The sequence below is a fragment of the Aeromonas sp. 96A genome (assembly GCF_051919165.1).
Classification (GTDB): domain Bacteria; phylum Pseudomonadota; class Gammaproteobacteria; order Enterobacterales; family Aeromonadaceae; genus Aeromonas; species Aeromonas veronii.
On record NZ_JBQBFE010000001.1, the window covers coordinates 308,272 to 326,189 of the forward strand.

Below are 17,918 nucleotides of genomic sequence, written 5' to 3' on the forward strand. Positions count from 1 at the left end.
CTCAGGTATAGCGGCGGCCCGCACCCGTCTCGGATCGAGTTAAGTATGACGGTAACATGATAAAGGAGGCAACATGGCAGGGGCATTTCTCACCATTACCCCATCGGGCTATGAGCCGGTGCTCGAACAACTACAGCTGTATTATGAGAAGACTGGTGACCTGAGCCCGGTGCTGGCAGATATCGGGGAAATGTTTTTGATCAGCCACCAAAAGCGCTGGCAGGTAGAGCAGGCCCCTGACGGTACTCCTTGGCAGCCCCTCTCCGAGGAGACCATCGAGCGTAAAGGGCACGACTTGATACTGCGAGAGCATGACTACCTAAGGGATATGCTCAACTATCAGGTAGATCCGCTGGCACTCTATTTCGGCACGCCGATGGGGTACGGTGAATATCACCAGTTAGGCTTAGGTGTGCCGGAGCGTGTTTGGTTAGGGGCTTCACCCACCGACTTGCAACAGGTGCTCGACTTGGTGGGGGCCTACTTTGAGGAATAACAAATGGCAATGAAAGCCAAACCAGTAAAGCTGGTGTATGGGCAAGGGTATTTTGAATGCCCCGTAAGCGAAGCTACGCATGTAGAGTTGAATATGCCGGGGCCGCTACCTCAGCGCTATCTGCCCGTTATTCTGCGTGGGACACGCGATGGCACAGGGTGCTGGTCATGGAATGGAGATACGGACAAGCCGACGCTACGCCCGAGCATCTTATCAGAAACACACCTCCACCGATGCCATACGTGGGTAACCGATGGGGAAGCGCAATTTCTCTCTGACTGCTCCCATGATCTTGCGGGTCAGACTGTGGCATTGCTACCCATAACAGCCCATAGGGAAATAGGAGGTTGAGCGGGAAGATAACGAAACGTCCTGAATGCTCCTGAGCGCGTTTTGGGGCCTTGTGCTGCTACGATGGCATGGCCCGTCTGCTATTCGCACGGCAAAAGAGCGTTTAAACACCATTAAACAGCGCCGCCACCCCTGCTGTTGCAGTAACCCACCATAAACCCCACCCAATTCTCAGTTCGATGACACTGGCCGCAATGAGGTTTGCTGTGACCAGCCGGAGTGAGAGTGATGCCCCTATCTGCCGCCAGTTCCGCCATTGCCGTGGCCATCTTGAATGCAAGACCAACCGCCCTGGGGTTGGCCGTGCTCGATGCAGCCCTTGGCCCGAGCGACGACGGTTGGCACCAGTTGCTACCGGTCGGCCCGTTCAAGGCCCGCGATGGCCGCCCCTTTGATGTTCCTGGTGGTCACTGGCAGCTCGACAAGAGCATCGCCACCACCCTGATCAATCGAGCCAAAGCGCTCGGGCAAGACATCCTGATCGACTACGACCACCAGACCCTCCATATCGAAAAGACTGGCAAGGAGGCTCCGGCTGCCGGTTGGTTCAACGGTGACGAGATCGAATGGCGTGAGGGGCTGGGCCTCTTTATCAAACCGCGCTGGACGGATCGTGCCGCTGCCATGGTGGCTGCCAAAGAGTACCGATTCCTTTCTGCCGTCTTTCCCTATGACGCCCAGGGCCGCCCGCTAGAACTGCGAATGGCCGCCATCACCAATGATCCCGGTGTGGTGGGTATGCAGGCTCTGGCGGCGCTCAGTGCGCTACCCGCTTCCCAACCTGGCCAGCTGGCCAACCCCTCCAAGGAGACATCCATGAATGAACTGCTGAAAAAGCTGTTGGCCAAGCTCGGCATCGAGCTGACCGGCGATCCCACTGACGAGCAACTGCAGAAGGCGCTCACCGAGCTCGATAGCCTGCAGGCCAGCGCCAAGAAAGCGCCGGAGCTGGAGGCGGCACTCACTGCCGAGAAGGCATCGCTGGCCGCGCTCAAAGCGCAGCCGGGTGGCCAAGTTGACCTGGCGCAATTCGTGCCGGTGGCGACCTATAACGCCCTGGTTGCCCAGGTAGCGAGTTTAAGCGCCAAGGTGGAAACCACGGATGCCGCAACCCTGATCAAGGAAGCCCGTACCCAGGGCAAGGTGGTGGCCGCCGAAGAGGAGTATTTGACCGCCTATGCCTCCCAGAAAGGGGTAGCTGCCCTCAAGGCGTTGCTGGATCCCCGTCCGGCGATTGCCGCACTGTCCGCCAGCCAGACCACTCAGGTGACCCTGCCCGAGAAGAAGGGGGATGCGGTGCTCTCGGCGGATGACAAGTATGCCGCCGACCAGCTCGGTATCAGCCACGAGGAGTTTGCCAAGGCCAAGCAGGCTTAAGCGCAGACCCTACCACGCCATTTATCCAGAGAAGGAACACCCGTATGGCCATGATTACACCCGCGCTGTTGCAGTCCCTCTTCACCGGCTTCAAGAAGAACTTTGAAGACGCCAAGAGTGAAGCGCCTGCCCAGTACACCAAGATCGCCACCGTGATCAAATCGACTACCAAGTCCAACACCTATGGCTGGTTGGGCAAGTTCCCCAATCTGCGTAAGTGGGTCGGTGATCGGGTGATCGAGTCGATGAAGGCGCACGGTTACCAGATCGTCAACGAAGACTTCGAGGCCACCGTCGGCGTCGATCGCAACGATATCGAAGATGACGAGCTGGGTATCTACGCGCCGATGTTTGCCGAGATGGGCCGCTCGGCGGGCATTCACCCCGATGAGCTCTGTTTCGGTCTGCTCGGTGCTGGCTTCACCACGCCTTGCTATGACGGGCAGTATTTCTTCGACACCGATCACCCGGTCTATCCCAAGGCCGATGGTACCGGTACCCCTGTCTTGACTGCCAACGTGGTGGTGGATGCCGGTTACCAGGGGGAGCCCTGGTTCCTGCTCGATACCAGCCGCGCCCTCAAGCCGGTCATCTTCCAGGATCGCAAGTCACCGGAGTTGGTCGCTATGACCAAGATCGATGACGAGGCGGTGTTCACCCGCAAGGAGTTCCGCTACGGGGTCGATTGCCGTGATGCCGCAGGCTTTGGCTTCTGGCAGTTGGCCTTTGCCAACAAGCGGGCGCTGACCCCCGACAACCTGTGGGATTCCTTCTCCAAGATGCGGGAGTTTCAAGCCGATGGCGGCCGCAAGCTTGGGGTGAAGGCCACCATGTTGGTGGTACCGCCCTCCCTTGAGAAGCTGGCGACCCAGATGCTGGAGCGAGAGCTGGATAGCAGCAGTAGCAACGAGCTGAAAGGCAAGTTGGAGCTGGTGGTGGCTGACTACCTCTAACCCTGCGTTATGCCTGTTTGCTGTTTGTTTAAAAGACGGGGGTTAAACAGCGGCCAAGCCCGGTTTAACCCTCGGTTTAAACAGCCTCTCTATCAGATACGACGAGGAACACATGAGATGGAACAAGAGATGGAACTGGCTATTCGAGTGGGGATTACGTCAACAGTTCGTCAGGTCTATTTTCGCGCGGGCCTGCCGATTGTACCGGGCAAGTCTGAGATGGTTGTGTCGCCTGAGCAGTGCGCGACCCTGGAGAACGACCCGCGTCTGGTGGTCGTCCGGTTGGCTGAAGACACCAGCTTTCAGGCAGGTGATGCACCATCGGCGCCTGGGGATCTGGACGCAACACTGGGCGTCCTGACCGGTTCGGGCTATCTGGCAGGGGTTGCCACCTTGGCTGGCAAGGTCACGCCGCTGGCCGAGATGAAGGTCGATGAGCTGCGCGAGCTGGCGCTGCAGATGGGTATCCCGGAGGCGGCCAAGCTCAAGAAGGCCGAACTGGTGACGGCGATCGCGGCGACTGAAGTGCAATACCCGGTCAAGGATGAGCAGCCATCTGGCCAGAACGGAGAGCAGTGATATGTATGCCAGCGTCAATGACATGGTGATCCGCTTTGGCGAGGCCGAGTTGCTGCGCCTGGCCATGACGCCGACCGGTGAGCTGGATCAGGCGGCCATCACCATCGCCCTGCAGGATGCAGGCGCCTTGATCGATGGCTATCTGGCGGGTCGCTATCCCTTGCCGCTGGCCCATATCCCGAGTGCCCTGGTACCTATCTGCGCCGATATCGCCCGTCACCGTCTCTATGGTGAACAGGCCCCGGAGCAGATAGCCAAGCGTAATGAGGCGGCCCTGGCCTTTCTGAAATCGGTTGGCAAGGGTGAGCTGGCGCTGGGGTTGGCATCCGATGGCGCCACCCTGGAGAGCCAGAATCTGGCTCAACTGCAGTCGGATGGGCGCGTCTTTGGCCGGAGTCAGGGGCGCGACAAGGGGGGCTTTCTATGAGCCAACCCGCCAACCCGTCTGGCACCGAACTCGACTACCTGCAGGCGGGCGAGCGGCTGCGTGAGCTGCTCGCCCCCCTGAAAACGAAAGGGCTCAAGGATGTGTTTGTGGCCACCGATGTGGCGGCCATCGCCAATCTGGGCCAGCACAGTCCGGCGGTGCATGTGGTCTATCAGGGCGAACGTGAGAGCGAAGGCACTCAGTCAGGCCGAGCCAGCAGCTTTGATCAGCTCTGGTTGCTGGTGCTGGTGCATCGTGCTAGCCCCAAGGAGGTCAGTGCCGGGGTGTGGCTTGGCCGCATCCTGCAGGCCATCAGTGGGCGAGCATGTGGTGACAGTACCTTTCGCCGCGAAACCCCACCGGTCAAACCCAGTTACAGCGGCGGTGCGGCTTATTTGCCGCTTGCCTTTACTACCCGAGTGAAATTCAAAGGAGAGCGATGATGAGCGAAACACTGCACCTGGAAGGGGATCTCTTTATCGAGACCTTTACCAACGGGGTCTCGGCCGGGGTGATTGGCCCCATCGATGTGGATAGCCTGGAAGTGAAACCCGACAGCCAGAAGATCTCGATTCCCAGCAAGCGCAAGGGGCAATACGGTCAGGCGCGGGAGAACTACCACATTCCCAAGCCTGCCATGGTCACCATCAAGACCACCGAGATCCCGCCCGTGCTGCTGGCCGCTGCCTTTATGGGTCTGGAGAGCCCCATCAATCAGGGGGCCGGGACGATGACTGATCTGCAGGTCGTGCTGCCCGCTTGGCCGAAGTGGGCCCAGCTGGGCAAGAGCAATATTGCCTCGACTGGCCTGGCCATCAAGGAAGGGGTCACCGCGCTGGTGGTGGGTACCGATATCGAGGTCAACTATGCGCTCGGGCTGGTACGGGCGATTAAGGGGGGCTCGGTAGCGGATGGCGGTAGCCTGACGGTCAGCGGTACCTATAACGCGGTGACCGGTACCCGCATCGCGGGCAACATCCAGCCGGAGATCAAGGCGCGGCTGCTGCTCGATGGCCGCAGTATCGTCAGCGGTGAGGCCATCAAACTGACGGTGCCCCGTGCCAGCCTGTCCCCCAAGAAGGCGGTGGACTTTATGAGCGACAAGCCCATCGAGATCGAGCTGGAGGGGGAGTTGCTGGCCGTGGATGGCGAAACAGCCCCCTTCTATGTGGATCGGCCGGTGATGGTGTGACGGGGGAATGAAAACGGCGGGGATACTCGCCGTTTTTCTGATGAGATTGAGTGCTTTTAGGTCAACAGGCTACCAGCCCAAACGCTCACAAGTGCGGCCCATGCGGTTTCGATTGCACAGCCAGTGATTTTTTTAAATGTTGTGAAAAAACGTTGAGTCATAGACACCTCTCTAAAATTATCTGGAGCTAAAGTTATATCGCTCAAAAAACACCCGAAAAAACGAATGGCAGATAGAAGTAAAAGAACCGCAACGTTGTAAAGCGCGAAGGATGTTAGCCCTTCTTGGGAGACCCCAACAGATGTTGGCCTAAAAACACTCAGCTGAACATTATGTCGATTAATTCTAGAGTTGTAAACACTTTCTATGCTGTGTTGCAGTGTAGTATCGGATTGAAGAACGGCGGAAAAACCGCCGTTTTGAACTCAATTGTGAATATCCGCTCACATTTTCTTGTGAGTTTAGCCTACAGCTCTGTTTCGACTTGAATGATTTTATCGTCCACAGTTCTTTCTACAGGCCCACAACCAGTGAATCGAATAATACGCCTTGTAACCCGTCGACCTTCACCACTTGCACCTAAAGAGATGGACTCTCCCTCAGTCTTCAGGCCTAGACTGCCTTTTCCAGAACCGTCATAAAATTCCTCAATTTGAACTTCGTGAGATGAGGCTATTCGTTCTGCGATAGCAAGCTCTTGGGCAACTCGAGCTTGATGAGCCTGGAACTCCATGACGATACGCTGCTTGTTCGCTTCCTCTGTTAGGGTATCGAGCCCCTTTGATTCCGCTGACTTTACTTCATCTTGAGAGTCTGATAGTGCGGAATAGATTGCTTTGACATAGCCAGGGACTATCGTGGCAAAAGCAACTTTTCCCGCAATTGTTGCCATTTTAATTGTATCCAAACGATGATTCCTATTTTTGAGGTATAAGGATGTAATCAGAGATGTATACAAATGAATCGTAATTAAATATTTATCGTTTTCCTGTGATGAGCCTCTGAAAATATTAAAAATCCGTCATCTAGTCATCACTTGATCATGTGCTACACCATATCGCTGGCGCAGCATACCAGTTTGGGAACTTGGTTTTAACGAAATGCCAGTCGCTTAATCATGACCAGTGGTTGGGATGAGTCTGAAAGGGACAGGATGGAGTTCTCTAACCATTGCCAGTCCAGCGGCGGAGTACCTTCCTTAAACTTCTGGTGTGGCATGCCATCCTTGATGGTCAGAAACAGGGTGCAAGGCGTATCGGCACGGCAGACATAGCGCACCATCACATCGCCATGAAGTGTACGCAGTAGATGTTTCAGGATCGGCAGCCCTTGTATGGTGTGGCGCCCCCCCTCATGCCAGACGCCAAATTGATGCATTCCGCCCATACCTTTCAACTCAAGTAAATCTAAGTTTTGGCCATCCAGGCCCACTTGCCACTGTTAGAAACGACAGGTTGACTATGTCGTTAGTTTTGTTGTTAGGAGCGGAGGGTCGTAGATGGAGAGGTCACCCACTTCAATAAAGGTCATTCGTAGTGTGACGATCGTGACAAAATAATGATGTGCGTCATTGTTGTGGTTAAAAAATGAGCGTCAAAAATAATTGATAATTTTAACTGTATGATTAGGCCCGCTTTTTGTATTATCTGCCACCTGCGTTATGCAGAAACGTTCATGTAGGCAAGCATGCATGAGCAACGGCTCAATAAGCAACCACCTAAAAAGGAAATGCTTATGAAAAAGTTATCTATCTTGAGAAGGAACATAATCTATGAACAAAAAATTGGCTGGGGGGCATCTCCATGATTTGTTGAGTGAACTTTTTGCATCTAAGAATGAACCGATTATATCGGTACAATCTAAGATGTTTAGAGTGCAGTTGACTTGTAATAAACAGGAACAACCTTATCTGGAAGGTTTCCACTTTTCCACACCCTGCGATAACCTAGGTCGTTATAACGACCCAACGGGGTCATTGCCCGTTTGTTACGTTGCAGATCTGGCTACGACTGCACTTGCTGAAGTGTATGGCCGGCGAGATGCTGGAAATGGTGAACGTCTAGTCCAAATTGACAGAAAAGATTTCATTAGTCGAAGTGTGTCAGTTGTGGAACCTACTCGTCCTTTGAGATTGTTTGACCTGAGCAAAGCACTTATTCCACTGGGGCTTACACTGTCGGAGATTACGTCGAAAGACTACTCTGTGACTCAGAGTCTTGTTGCATTCTTTGCAGCACATCCTGAACTGGATGTTGATGGCATTGCATACATATCGACACACTATGTTAGCGAATACTGCTATGCACTGTGGTTGAACAAACGCGATGAAGTTTTGCTAAAAACATGTTCCATTACTTCGCTTCAAGACTTTGAGTCTAGTGAAGTCCCTAGGGGCTGGGATGAATCGACAATTGATGCGGAAGAAATTCTGACTCAGGTGCTCCGTTTCAGTATTCCTGGATGTATGGATTAACGAAAGTGCGCTGGTTACCAGCGCACTAGCGTGCAGTATGCAAGCCATAGAGACTAGCTTCTCTAAGAATATATGATAAGTAATCACCATCCAATCCAAGCTTTAGAATATCAATAGGGCTAATACACATATCGTTGAAATCAATTTTCATGGTCAAAAATGAGCATTTTGTTACTGTACCTAGTCCCTTTAATTTTTCTAAAATTTCATCTAAACCATTTAACTTCCCTGAGTCATTGAATTGAAATGCAGGATACAAGTATTCCCCCCCTTTTTTAATTGCAATTAATTTTTCAGATGAACGTTGATTGTTTATGGTTTGTCTAGATACACCCATAATATTTGCAACTTCACCAGCTTTATACAAACCACCATTATCTTTAATCGTATCTAGGAAATATTTATCTGCTTGTAATCTTTGAACTTGTTTGCGTAGATCTCTTTTACTCACCATTGTCCTATGTGTTGCAAGAGTCAAGAATAGCTCACTGAGCAGCTGTTCATCCGGCAACGCAGCAAAGCGTTCAGATTGAGTTTTGATCTCATGAGCTACTTCGTTGAGCAGGTTTAGTACTCTTGTGCAGATCGCTAATGCCGTAGCATCACCGTTAAATTTTTCGATCAGCATCTGTGCTGACTCATGAAGTAATGATTGATTACTCATAGTTTTCTCCGTTTACGAATTTCTACCATCTTTACGATTTATTGTAACCATTGTTTGTGAAATCGTAAAGTATTCGGGTTGTTTTTTGGTCTTGTTGGTTCGTGTTGACTCGTCTTCTTTCCCTTTGCTGATCTTTAACCCACCATAAACCCTTAATCCTCCTAATGAATTTCAAAATGGGAGCTATCGCACTTTAACGAGATAGCCCCATGTCCACCTCTACCACTCTCAAACTTGCCCTGGAGCTGGCAGCCAAGGTCACTGGTCGGGAAGACCTGGCCGCCTTGGCGGGTGAGGTGCAGGAGCTGGGCCCGATCTCGGACGAGACGGCCGCCGAAACGGCGCAGCTGGCTGAAACCCTCGAATCGTTAAGCCGCCAGCAGGCGTTGATCCAGCAGTTCAATGACTCAAAGGCCGCCCTGACCCAGCTCGAACTGGCGACCGTGCTCAGCCGTGACAAGCTGGAGCAGTTGCGCCGTGAGCAACAAGCGGGCAGCGGAGATGCCAAGGCGCTGGCCGAACAAGAGCGGTTGCTGGCTTCCGAGGTCAAGCAGCTGGAGCGTCAGCTGGTCGCTCAGTCAGCCAGTCATACCCGCCTGCATGCAGGGCTCAAGCAGTCCGGGCTCGATACCAAGAACCTTGCTCAGGAACAGCAGCGCCTGCAGCGTGAGCTGACCAAGAGTGTTGCCCAGACCGAGCGGCTGGGGCGCGAGCTTCGCCAGGGCAGTCAGCAGGCCGGTGGCTTACAGGGGGCCATCGGCAGCCTGACCGGGCGCCTGGTGGCGCTGGCGGGTACCTGGTTCGGTATCCAGACCCTGACTACCCAATTGCTCGCCATGTTCCAGACCGGCGATCAGGCCGAGCGCCTCGATGTGCAGCTCAAGGCGGTGATGGGGTCGATTGCCGGTGGCAAAGAGGCGTCAGCCTGGATCCAGGACTTTGCCAAGAACACCCCTCTGCAGCTTAGTGAAGTCACCCAGGTATTCGTGCGTCTCAAGGCGTTCGGCATCGACCCCATGGCGGGGGCTATGCAGGGCATTGTCGATCAAGCGTTCAAGTTGGGCGGTGGTTTTGAAGAGGTTCAGGGCATCTCCCTGGCGCTCGGCCAAGCCTGGGCCAAGCAGAAGCTGCAGGGAGAGGAGATCCTGCAGCTGATTGAGCGTGGCGTACCGGTCTGGCAGATGCTGGAGCAGGTGACTGGCAAGAATACCGCCGAGCTGCAGAAGCTCTCTGAGGCGGGCAAGCTGGGCCGCGAGACCATCTCTGCCCTGATGAACGAGATTGCTGCCCAATCGCGCGGTGCCGCTGCCGACAACATGAGTCTGCTCTCCGGGCTTATCTCCAATGCCCAGGACAACCTCGCCAAGTTTTACCGGATGGTGGCAGAGAACGGGGCGCTGGCCTGGCTCAAAAACCAGCTGGCGAACCTTAATGCCGAATTTGAGGCGATGGCCAGGGATGGCCGCCTGCAGGAGTGGGCACAGCGCCTCTCCGATGGTTTTATCATCATGGGGGAAACCCTCAAGGCTCTGATCCAGACCCTCTATGAGTGGCGCACCGCGCTGACCGTGCTGGCTCAGGCTTGGGTCGGCCTGAAAATCGCAGGCTGGATTGGTGATCTGCGCAGCCTCTATGCCCAGTTTATTGCCATGCCTGTGGCGACCGCGACAGCAGCAGGCGGCATGACGACTGCGGGCACGGCTGCAGCCAGTGCGGCGATAGGGGTCAGGGTGCTGGGCGCAGCCGTCAAGGGGTTGCTGGCCGCCGTAGCGGTCGAGTCCATCATCCAGATCACCCAGTTCGCCTCTGCCCTGCGCCAGCTGGTGCAGGCTGAGCTGGCGCTCAGGGAGGCGCAAGCGCTGCGCTCCGAGACTCAGGCCCGCCTCAATGGTCAGTTTGCCGCCCTGTCAACGGAGCTGGGTTTTGTCATCACCAGCATGGGGGATCTCGATCGCCTGGTCGCCGAGGGCAAGGTGCATTACGACGAGGCCGCTGGACGCTGGCGACAAGGCGCCGCCGCCGTAAAAGCGCTGGGGACGGAGGCCAAGAGCACCCGTGACCATCTGGCCGAGATCAATGCGGTGGCCAAGCAAACCGCCGCCGATGGCCCAGCCAAACTGGCTGAGGCGTTTAAGGTGCTTGGCCTCGATTTCGAGCAGGCCAATGGCCGTATCGGTGCGGGCTTTCAGAAGACCATCGGCGCCCTGGATGTATTGGTGGCGCACACGGGGGCCAGTAGTGCCGCCATCGAGGAGGCGCTGGCCGCTGCCTACAACAGCGCCAAGACCACCGCCGAGATCGATGCGGTGATCGAGCGGCAAAAGCAACTGGCCGCCCAGGGAAAAATCACCGGGGATGCGCTGGCCCGCGCCATGGCCATCGCCGCCGATGCCATGGCCAAGGTGAAAGGGGGGAGTAGCGATACCAAGCAGGCCGTTGCGGCCATTGGTGATGGCTTTGACGAGGCGGCCGCACGGGCCAAGGGGGCCACCGATGCGATGCGGGCGGGGCTTAAAGGGGTACAGGATGAAGCCAAGCAGACGAATGCCAGCCTCACCAGTAGTGGCGGGGGCGGTGGTCGAGGCGATATCACCCGCACCGTGAACGCCGGTTCTTTCTACTACAAGAGCGTGGATATCAATAGCCTGCGCGGCAATGCCGAGGGGCTGGCCAATACCCTGGCCGGGGTGGAGGAGGAGCTGGCCCGCTACAGCCAGAAGGTCAAGGACATTCCGGCCTACAGCGAGTGGAGCAAGTATTACGGCGAGAAGTTCCAAAAAGAGATGGAGGCGATGCAAGCCCGCCTCAAAGAGGAGCTCAACAAAGCGTTGGCCAAAGAGAGTGCCAAAACCAATCAGGCCGCCGCCCAGCAACCAGTCCCAACTGCAGAGCCATCTACCCCCAGCGCCAACACCCCAGGGACACGCAGGCCCTTGTCCGAGCGGATCACCATCGAGCTCAAAGGGGCAGGGGGATCGGCCGAACTGCAGGCCGATGAGGCCAATGCGAATGCCCTGATTTCCCTTCTTAAACAGCAAGGACTGCGGCAATGAACGTGACCCTAAACAGCGTGCTGCTGCCAGATGATCTGGTCTGGCGCGACGAGTTCGAGTGGGCGCCGGTCGAGCAGGTGGTGACCCCGACCTTGAGCGGCGCCCTGTTGGTGGAGGAGACCGCCAAACCCGAGGGACGGCCGCTGACCCTGAGCGGGCATTGCTCCCGCGCCAAGGTGCAGGAGATCAAGGTGCTGGAGGCGCAGGTGGCCAAGCTGATGACGTTGACCCTGCTCGATGGTGTGGCCCGCACCGTGGTGTGGCGCCGCCCTGGCGTGGTGGCGACCCCACTGGTCGAGATGGCCGACCCGGAAGGGGGCGACCCCTATGCCTTGACCCTGAATCTCACAGAGGTAACCCCATGACCATTCTCTCTGGCGATATCGTGTTGTTGGCCAGCCAGCGCCTGGTTGATACCGATGACGGCGGTGGTCGCATCACTGGCCGCGAGATCATCAGCGGCAACCATAACAGCCTGTTCCCTGACGTAAGCGACATGGATCGGGCCTATGGCACCGTGAATATGCGCAAGGCGTTTCTGGCGGTGCAGACGGACGACACCGACACCTACTATGGCGCCAATGCCATGGTGCTGCTGCCGCCCAGTGACCCCAGCGTCAACCTGACGCTGATGACCACCAAAGACCACAACGACACCCGCGATAACGCCCGCAACACTTTGGAGCGCTATCAGGCCCGAGGCCCGAAGTGGCAGGGAGTGCTCTACGATACCCAGCTGGAAGGGCAGCGGGCGATCCGCATCCTGCAACGGGTCGAGGTACGGTTGCCGGAGGTCGGGGAAGTATTGGTGCTGGTCGGTAACGAAGGGAAGGGGAACGAGGTTGAGCAGTATGTGCGGGTTGACCGGGTAACCGCCGAGCTGCGCAAGTTCGGGGTAGCAGGCTACCAGGGCGAGTTCACCCGCAACGTGGTCACTTGCGTCATCACTGACCCGCTGCGCCACACCTTTGAAGGGGAGCAGCCCAGCCCCTATGACCAGGCCACCACCAAGACCACCCTGCGGGAAACCGTGGTGGCCGATGCCGCGAACTACTTTTCGACCACCAAGCTGGTGGCGGATGCGGCACTGGGGGCAATGCGGGTGCAGGCCAAGACCATTTTCACCCAGCTGGTACCCAGCGCCCGCAGTGAAACCCCGGTGGTGGATCTGACCGCAGCCGGTGAGCTGGGCGCCCTGCTGGAATCCGGGGTGGGCAGTCCCCACACCTTCACCACCACCTCACCGGTCAGCCCAAGCCAAGGGCTGTTCCTGGGGATTGGTGCCATGCCGGGCAGCGTATCGGTCACCATCGGCGCGGCGGTGATCACCGACAAGGGCGGCGAGCTGTTCCTGGTCGGTACCGTGGTGGGGGCTATCGACTACGGGCGTGGCCTGCTGACCTTCAACAGCCAGTGCCCAAACTATGGCGCCGCCAGCAAAACCGTGAGCTTTCGCCCGGCAGTGATGCCATCGCGCATCGCTGACACGGCCCAGATCCAGATCGCCGCCAACAACCGGGGTTATGCCTACACCGCGACCCTGCTGCCTACCCCTTGCCCCGGTTCGCTGACCGTCAGCTATCTTGCCCAGGGCAAATGGTACGACCTGAAAGACAACGGGCGCGGGGAGCTGTTTGGCCAGGACAAATCCTATGGCTCTGGGCTGCTCAACTTCACCACCGGCTCTGTGGTGTTGACCCTGGGGGCGCTGCCGGATGTGAACAGCTCGATCATGTTCAGCTGGGGTACCAAGGTCTCTTACCTAAACCGCGCCAGCATGGTGCTGGATCCGGTGCAGCTGACCCATAAGCTGGCCCATGAGGGGATCACCCCCAACAGCCTGACCCTGACCTGGCAAGCCGGTGGCGCGGCCAAAACCGCCATCGACAACGGGGCGGGCCAGCTGACCGGCGATGCCACCGGCATCATCAATTATGTGACCGGCGATCTGGCCCTGCGGGTGGCAACCCTGCCGGATGGCGGTCAGGAGTACCAGGTTGTTTACCAGTACGGCGACCCGGATACCCAACGCTTTGACTACCCGGCCCGTAACCCGGACGGGACGATCACCATGCAGCTGGCTAAGCAGAACCTGACCCCGAGGATGGTATCAGTACGCTGGAATGCCCTTTATGAGGAGGTGAAGGACGACACCGAACTGGTGATCGCTACCCGTGACCCGATCATCAGTGTGCGCGACAACGGCGCGGGCAAGCTGCTGGATGCGGCAGGGGTGGAACGGGGCAGCGTCAACTACACCACCGGCCAGATCACCATCAAGCCGGATGGCCAGGGCGGCATTCCGAAAACCCGCTATGAGTGGCGCACCATCGGCACCTATGGCGATGGCCAAGGCAACACCATTGCCCGCCAGCGCTGGACACTGGTGGAGATCTACTACGTGCAGGCCGCTTACCTGTTCCCGGTGGACGACAGTGGTTGGGTCGAGGTGGAGTACCGCAGCAACAATGCAAGCCAAGCGGGCCAAGATACCGTGAAGGCTACCCCGCTGGTGCTGGATATCACCCCGCGCAACGGCGAGGCGATCCTGGCCAACTCAGTGCGCTTTGCGCTGGGCGGGTCGGTCTATGTGGACAGGCAAGGGATCCTCTATCGCAACATCGACCCCGCCACCGGGGCCGGTGAGCAGGCCGGGACACTGGATTACGCTACCGGCAAGGCGACCGTCACGGTCTGGAACCCCGGCGCTGCGCCAGTGCCGGCCCTGAGTTCGCTGGTCACCAGCCTGGTGGCCCAGACGGTGGACGAGGTGACGTTCAGGACGCCGGGGGCACCCATTGCGCCATCCAGCCTCTACCTGAGCGGCAACACCGCAGACGGGCGCCGATTTGAGGTGACCGCCAACGGCGATGGCACCATCACCAGCACGGATGTAACCGGCAAGGTGGACTATCAGACCGGGGTGGTATCGGTGCGCTTTGGCCGCCTGGTGACGGCAGCGGGCAACGAGAGTAAACCCTGGTTTGACCCGGATATGGTGGTCGATGGCAAGATCTGGCGCCCCTTGTCGGTGGTGGCTGACACCATCCGGTTTAATGCGGTGGTCTATAGCTATCTGCCGCTCGATGCGGATCTGATCAAGCTGGATCCGGTGCGCCTGCCATCCGATGGCCGGGTGCCCTTCATTCGCAAGGGGTACATCGTGGTGGTGCATTCCACCAAGCGCAGCGCCTTCCCCATGGGAGTACAGGCGGGGCAGCAGCTCAACACCGGGCGCGAACGGCTGGCCTATTGCCGGGTGGAGGATAAGAACTGCAAGGAGCTCGCGCCGCAGTTCTACAGCGTCAACATGAATAGCGGGATGGTGACCCTGGCCAGCCCGCTGAACCTGACCGGCTATGTGGAGCCGCTGACCGTGGTTCACCGGATCGAGGATATGAGCCTGGCCACCGATGTGGAGATCTCGGGCCGCATCACCCTGGCCAGGCCACTCAGTCACAACTATGAGGCGGCGGATACCCTGGTCTCCAGCGCCCTCATTATCGGTGACCTGTGGGCCCGCTATGGGGCGCTGTTTGACCAGCGCACCTGGACAAATAACTGGTCTGATTTTCTGATTGGCGACCCCTGCACGGCGGAATACAACGACACGGATTTCCCGATCGTGGTGACCAACCGGGCCACCCTGCAAGAGCGCTGGGCCATCATCTTCCAGACCACCACCACGTTTATTTTGGTCGGCGAGCATGTGGGCCAAATCGCGGTGGGGGATGTGAATACCGATTTTGCCCCCATCAACCCCAACAACGGCCAGCCCTATTTCAGGCTTGACCGGCGTGGCTGGGGCGCGGGGTGGGCTGCGGGCAACGTGCTGCGGTTCAACACCTACGCCGCCAATTACCCGATCTGGTTTATCCGCACCATCTTGCAGTCGGTGGCTGCGGTAGATATCGACCGTTTCGAGGCCCAGCTCAGGGGCAACGTCAACCGTTAACAAACCGGGTAGGGCACTCTTTTCTCAGAGAGCGCCCCACCACCTTTTGGCAATGGGGCACCGCGCCCCGCCATGGAGAGTACATATATGGCTGTTTATCCGGTGAAGTGGTTTCACAGTAGCATGCAGGGCGCCCCGAGTTTGGGTGACACCACAGAAGGAGCCTTAACCGCTTTGATCAAGGCTGTGCTGGTTACAGGCTTTGGCCAGTTGCAAGCGACCAGTATCACATTTGATCCGGCTACAGGTTGGGCAAAAGCGAATTTTCAGAGTGGCCATAAGTACCTGCAAGATTCAGTGATCCATGTTGAAGGCGTGACCCCAGTTGCCTACAACGGTGAGCATCGAGTGATGCAGGTCGATTCAAATAACGTCTGGTTCGAGATAGATGGAGGGAACCCCGGCAGCCCAGGCACTGGCACCATGATGGTGAAGGTTGCTCCGCTGGGTTGGACGATCACCCATGAGAGCCCGGATGGGAAAATCTTCATCGTGCGGCCAACCGATGTTAGCGCGTCAGGCAATATATCCCTGCGCATTGACAACAGCGCCTATACCGGATGGGCGGCCAACAACCAATGGTTGGCAAAGGTGGCCATGGTTGAGGATGTGATAGATATCAATACCTTTACCACCGCGTTCGCCTGGGCATGGCCTTGCACTGGTCGCTTTGGCGATAAGCGCTGGGATCTTGTTGGTGATAGCCAGATGTTTTATTTCATCCCGGCTTATGGGGCTACAGGTGGCCGCAGCTTACTTTACTTTGGCTATATCAAGACGGTTCGGCCTGGAGATCGTTACCATGCTGCACTGGCCTTTTACCCAGAGAATGGAACTGGCAACACCAGTAGGCAGTGGCAGGATGGTTGGAACATGTCTATGTACTACAACATTTTGCCCGTGAACGGTAATAACGGTTACAAGCAATTAGCGCGTCCTTATCATCAGATGTTTGGTTCTATCGCATTTCAGACCCTTGGCATTTTTTCGGTATGGGGCTCAGGACTGCCATTCCCAAACCCCGCAGATAATGCGTTTTATGTGTCTGCTGATCCGTTATTGGTCATGGAGGCGGCTGGAAGTGTTTTGCGTGGCAGTATGCCGGGCATTGTGATGCCATTTACCACCCAAGCCAGCCTGATAAACCGCAATTACCGAAACCTGCCAGCTATCCCAGGCAAGATAGTCCGCTTTCTGGATGCGACCCGCTCCGAGTCTTTGGTGGGTACGTTTGGTGGCCAGCCTCTCGCTATGTTTGGCTTTGATTTGACTGGCCCATGGAGGTGAGTCATGACGCTTAACATTCAAGAATCGTTTGATGTAGCGCCGCCTGCTGATTTTGCTCTTGCTGCGGCTAAAGGGGGGGCGACACCGGTCGGTGTTAACTATAGAGCGGCAGAGAAGGCGGTTGATCTCATCAACAACAGCGGCAATATCCATGGTCAGTGGCGCCTCCAGTTTGGCTCTCTGTTACAAGCCGCTGGTGTTTTTGATTTTACCCTGGAGGTGGATATTGAGGTGCTGGCCAGTTCAACAGGTGAGACTCACACCGGGTTCCACCTTAGATCTGGGAATGGTGATGAGCTATGGCAGTTGGTTCATTACAAGCCATCCAACGGTGTGGCACTGTATGGAGTGAACTATTCAAACCCTGCCGGTGCATGGAATAACGGGAACGAGCCAATTAGTAATTACACCTATCGCCCTATGGTGATAGGTGGTCGCTATCGGATGAAAGCGGTACGACTTGGCACTGGTAAAAAGATCAGCGTTTACATCAATGACGAGCTGGCGTTTGACTACCTGGGCATTGCGGATACAACCAAGGTGATGCCTGCCATTTTTGTCTATAACACCAACGTGAGGATCCATAGCCTCAAGTTTGATAGCAGTTATAGCGATCCGCAGTTGGTACCCATAAAGCTACCTACCTTACTTGCCGCCAATGAGGAGACAAAAGAGAAGTATTGGCCGCAGCCGGTCAGCTTTGTTGGTATTCCTCCTGTTTTTTCGGGCAAATCAGCCGCGTTCCCATCGCAAAAAATGTCACTGTTCAGCAAGGGCAGAGACTTTTTTATTGTTCGGGATGGTGTTCAAACTGAGCAGGGGTTTATCGAGAGCACGGTGACCATCAGCGGGGTTGGGGTGCGTCGCCGTGTACTTTGTTACCTGCAAGATGGCGAATTGGTTGGGGAGACCTTCAGCCGTGAATCAGATGGTGTGTACCGGTTTGATCACCTCTGGTTGAACCGGCGTTATATGCTGGTCGCTCAGGATGACCCCGCCTTTGGCCCTGCGGATTACAATGCCGTGGCGGCGGATTTTCAGATGCCAAAGCCATACCCTCCTGGCGGTGGAGCCATCACATCCCCATTCGCTGCTTTCCAGAGGAACTAAC

General features: G+C 56.7%; 17 protein-coding genes. 14 read left to right on the forward strand and 3 right to left on the reverse strand.

Annotated features, from left to right (window positions below; all coding sequences use genetic code 11):
- The first annotated feature begins 73 nt into the window (after positions 1–73).
- From ACTG2W_RS01470 to ACTG2W_RS01505, 8 genes are all read left to right on the forward strand, one after another.
- A complete protein-coding gene (locus ACTG2W_RS01470; RefSeq protein WP_439985266.1) occupies positions 74–496 on the forward strand; it encodes a phage virion morphogenesis protein in 423 nt (140 codons plus the stop codon).
- Between the two features lie 93 nt (positions 497–589).
- Entirely contained in the window at positions 590–847 is a 258-nt protein-coding gene (locus tag ACTG2W_RS01475; RefSeq protein ID WP_440016535.1) for a DUF6527 family protein, read from the forward strand.
- 228 nt (positions 848–1,075) lie between these two features.
- Positions 1,076–2,224 (forward strand): phage protease, encoded by a 1,149-nt coding sequence (locus ACTG2W_RS01480; RefSeq protein ID WP_440015991.1) that lies wholly within the window; start codon positions 1,076–1,078, stop codon positions 2,222–2,224.
- A gap of 44 nt (positions 2,225–2,268) precedes the next feature.
- On the forward strand, positions 2,269–3,177 hold the full coding sequence (locus ACTG2W_RS01485; protein WP_440015992.1) for a Mu-like prophage major head subunit gpT family protein: 909 nt from the start codon (positions 2,269–2,271) through the stop codon (positions 3,175–3,177).
- A 117-nt stretch (positions 3,178–3,294) separates the two neighbouring features.
- Entirely contained in the window at positions 3,295–3,756 is a 462-nt protein-coding gene (locus tag ACTG2W_RS01490; RefSeq protein WP_440015993.1) for a Rho termination factor N-terminal domain-containing protein, read from the forward strand.
- Position 3,757: 1 nt separating this feature from the next.
- Positions 3,758–4,183: a gp436 family protein gene (locus ACTG2W_RS01495; RefSeq protein WP_041217425.1), complete on the forward strand. Its 426-nt coding sequence runs from the start codon at positions 3,758–3,760 to the stop codon at positions 4,181–4,183.
- Complete coding sequence (locus ACTG2W_RS01500; RefSeq protein ID WP_440015994.1) at positions 4,180–4,626, forward strand: phage tail terminator protein; 447 nt, start codon at positions 4,180–4,182, stop codon at positions 4,624–4,626. Before ACTG2W_RS01495 ends, ACTG2W_RS01500 begins: the two co-directional genes overlap by 4 nt.
- Positions 4,626–5,375, forward strand: coding sequence for a hypothetical protein (locus tag ACTG2W_RS01505; protein ID WP_440015995.1), 750 nt, complete (start codon positions 4,626–4,628; stop codon positions 5,373–5,375). Before ACTG2W_RS01500 ends, ACTG2W_RS01505 begins: the two co-directional genes overlap by 1 nt.
- A gap of 466 nt (positions 5,376–5,841) precedes the next feature.
- On the opposite strand, the gene ACTG2W_RS01510 is transcribed toward ACTG2W_RS01505, so the two are convergent.
- Complete coding sequence (locus ACTG2W_RS01510) at positions 5,842–6,282, reverse strand: hypothetical protein (RefSeq protein WP_068976949.1); 441 nt, start codon at positions 6,280–6,282, stop codon at positions 5,842–5,844.
- A gap of 185 nt (positions 6,283–6,467) precedes the next feature.
- The gene (locus ACTG2W_RS01515) at positions 6,468–6,752 is read right to left on the reverse strand and encodes a hypothetical protein (RefSeq protein WP_440015996.1); all 285 of its coding nucleotides are present in this window, start codon (positions 6,750–6,752) and stop codon (positions 6,468–6,470) included.
- Between the two features lie 394 nt (positions 6,753–7,146).
- Between ACTG2W_RS01515 and ACTG2W_RS01520 the strand changes: the two genes are divergently transcribed.
- Entirely contained in the window at positions 7,147–7,848 is a 702-nt protein-coding gene (locus ACTG2W_RS01520; protein ID WP_440015997.1) for an RES family NAD+ phosphorylase, read from the forward strand.
- 25 nt (positions 7,849–7,873) lie between these two features.
- On the opposite strand, the gene ACTG2W_RS01525 is transcribed toward ACTG2W_RS01520, so the two are convergent.
- On the reverse strand, positions 7,874–8,512 hold the full coding sequence (locus ACTG2W_RS01525; RefSeq protein WP_440015998.1) for a helix-turn-helix domain-containing protein: 639 nt from the start codon (positions 8,510–8,512) through the stop codon (positions 7,874–7,876).
- Positions 8,513–8,721: 209 nt separating this feature from the next.
- Between ACTG2W_RS01525 and ACTG2W_RS01530 the strand changes: the two genes are divergently transcribed.
- The 5 genes from ACTG2W_RS01530 to ACTG2W_RS01550 all read left to right on the forward strand — a co-directional run bounded on the left by ACTG2W_RS01530 (position 8,722) and on the right by ACTG2W_RS01550 (position 17,917).
- Positions 8,722–11,565 carry a tape measure protein gene (locus ACTG2W_RS01530; RefSeq protein ID WP_421307959.1) on the forward strand — a complete coding sequence of 948 codons (2,844 nt, stop codon included), beginning with the start codon at positions 8,722–8,724 and terminating at the stop codon, positions 11,563–11,565.
- The gene (locus ACTG2W_RS01535; protein WP_287976244.1) at positions 11,562–11,930 is read left to right on the forward strand and encodes a hypothetical protein; all 369 of its coding nucleotides are present in this window, start codon (positions 11,562–11,564) and stop codon (positions 11,928–11,930) included. The genes ACTG2W_RS01530 and ACTG2W_RS01535 overlap by 4 nt, the downstream gene beginning before the upstream one ends.
- The gene (locus tag ACTG2W_RS01540) at positions 11,927–15,520 is read left to right on the forward strand and encodes a curculin (mannose-binding) lectin protein (RefSeq protein ID WP_440015999.1); all 3,594 of its coding nucleotides are present in this window, start codon (positions 11,927–11,929) and stop codon (positions 15,518–15,520) included. Before ACTG2W_RS01535 ends, ACTG2W_RS01540 begins: the two co-directional genes overlap by 4 nt.
- An 87-nt stretch (positions 15,521–15,607) precedes the next feature.
- Positions 15,608–16,807 carry a hypothetical protein gene (locus tag ACTG2W_RS01545; protein WP_042083175.1) on the forward strand — a complete coding sequence of 400 codons (1,200 nt, stop codon included), beginning with the start codon at positions 15,608–15,610 and terminating at the stop codon, positions 16,805–16,807.
- A gap of 3 nt (positions 16,808–16,810) precedes the next feature.
- Positions 16,811–17,917: a hypothetical protein gene (locus ACTG2W_RS01550; RefSeq protein ID WP_235664708.1), complete on the forward strand. Its 1,107-nt coding sequence runs from the start codon at positions 16,811–16,813 to the stop codon at positions 17,915–17,917.
- Position 17,918: the final 1 nt, after the last annotated feature.